Origin of the sequence: Sphingomonas sp. STIS6.2 (genome assembly GCF_000732685.2) — a bacterium.
Classification (GTDB): Bacteria; Pseudomonadota; Alphaproteobacteria; order Sphingomonadales; family Sphingomonadaceae; genus Sphingomonas; species Sphingomonas aerolata.
On the sequence record NZ_JPDP02000097.1, the window covers coordinates 1 to 1,879 of the forward strand.

The window sequence follows — 1,879 nt, forward strand, 5'->3', positions numbered from 1 at the left end:
ATCGACGCTACACCAGTTCTCGTAGCCCCCAACTTGACTTCAAGGTCAATAGTCTCGGACGGGTTTGGGGACGTTACTTTAGGTGGATCTTATTCGATTGCGCCGAAAGCAACACCATTTGAAATTGAGCTGTCTGGTCGCGCCAAAATTAATACCGCAACCAGAGGTAGCGGCTTATCGAGCGGAGAAAACGATTATTCCGTAGGCGGCGATGTATCCGTTCCGCTAGGTCGCGTGACGCCGTTTGCGTCTCTCAGCTACCGGTTTCTCGGCAATACAGCGCAATATAATCTACGCGATGGACCGGCTGGTTCAGCGGGAGCATCGTACTCATTGGGACATCAGAGCTATCTACTGGCCTCCTATCACTATTCATCAGCCGCAACGTACCTAGTTAACGATGCTCATGAATTATTTGGAGGCGCATCGACCAGAATCGCGCGGTCCCCACTGCGCCTGACGGCATACGCGACCGCCGGCCTTTCCGACGGTGCCCCGGCAGCGTCCGGCGGTTTGGCGCTCTCGATCGACGTTTCAAAAGCGACCGCCAGGCGATGACGTTGTGCATAGACACCGATAAGCTACAGACACACGGCAGTACCGGGCAGGTGAAGCATAGCGAACGCGTTTATGCGATAGGCGACATTCACGGCCGCTTTGATCTGTTCGGACGACTGGTAGCGCAGGTGGCACGTGATAACGCTGCTCGGCCGATAGCAAAGACGCAGATTGTATTGCTCGGTAACATCATTGATAGGGGTCCCGACGCCGCCAGAATGATCAAAGGGTGCATGCAAATCACCTCTTCAAACGATAACCTTGTCGTCTTGAAGGGCAACCATGAAGATATGATGGCTGATGCGCTTAGCGGCAATTTGACCGTTTACGGCCATTGGCTACATTTTGGCGGACGTGAAACTCTGCTGAGCTGGGGCGTTCATCCGAACGTTGCAAATGGCCCAGCCACAAAAGATAATCTGGCGGCCGCCGCCCAGGCTGTCGGTGAAGAGGTTGTTGATTGGCTCCAACGTCTACCATTGCACCATAAACATGGACCATACCTTTTCGTCCATGCGGGAATACGCCCGGGAGTTGCAATTGACGAACAGGAACCGGACGATTTCATGTGGATCGAAGACGAGTTCCTAAATTATAAAATGTCACACGGCTTCATTGTCGTTCATGGGCATTCGTTGGTGGGTGACAAAGCGGTTATCCTTCCCAACCGCATCGGCATTAATACCGATGCGTACACGACAGACAGATTAACCGCACTAGGAATTGACAACTGCAGCACTTGGACACTGGCGACTGCTAACGGTATATCATCTGAGGCTTGCCGTATGCCGCCGTTAACAGAAAGTTCAAGTACGCCAGATCTATGTGATGCCCATCATTCACTACTAACAGGTGCTTGATGGCCAAGCCTGTTGCCTTTGCCGGTGAGCAGATTGACGCCGATCTTTGCCAGATTCTTGGCCCATGGGACCAGGTTCGACCGCGAGACTATCGCGACAGCATTCGACCCCCACCACGGATTGTATCAGTAGCGGCGCATCAAGACAAAGTAGCATTTCCTATTTGCGATGGGACCAGATCTGCGGGCAATATTGGCCTTGCACAAATTACGAGCAAATCGCGTAGCAAGTATTTAGTCAGACAATTAGTTTCACGACGAGGCGCAATGATCACGGCGACAGTCGTCGCGGCATTAGGCGCGGGGCTTTATGCTGTTACGATTGATATGACTGAACAGCAAAAAGCGGTCGCCTCTCAATCTGCGAGTAATGGCCCCAGGATTGCTGTCAAAGCACGGGTCAGAAATCGGCCTACCGATCCTAGCGAAATGGCGATCCTCGAGCGAGCCACTGAACCACCT

Annotated in this window: 2 protein-coding genes and 1 pseudogene; all 3 read left to right on the top strand. The window is 52.8% G+C overall.

The genetic code is table 11. The annotated features are described in order from the left end of the window. A pseudogene (locus sphst_RS21240) lies at positions 1 to 558 on the top strand (hypothetical protein); the annotation flags it as partial. Positions 559 to 608: 50 nt separating this feature from the next. After that, positions 609 to 1,418, top strand: coding sequence for a metallophosphoesterase (locus sphst_RS12525; protein WP_159043614.1), 810 nt, complete (start codon positions 609 to 611; stop codon positions 1,416 to 1,418). Further along, a partial coding sequence (locus sphst_RS21245; protein ID WP_234387633.1) for a hypothetical protein occupies positions 1,418 to 1,879 on the top strand: 462 nt, incomplete at its 3' end. The genes sphst_RS12525 and sphst_RS21245, both read left to right, overlap by 1 nt.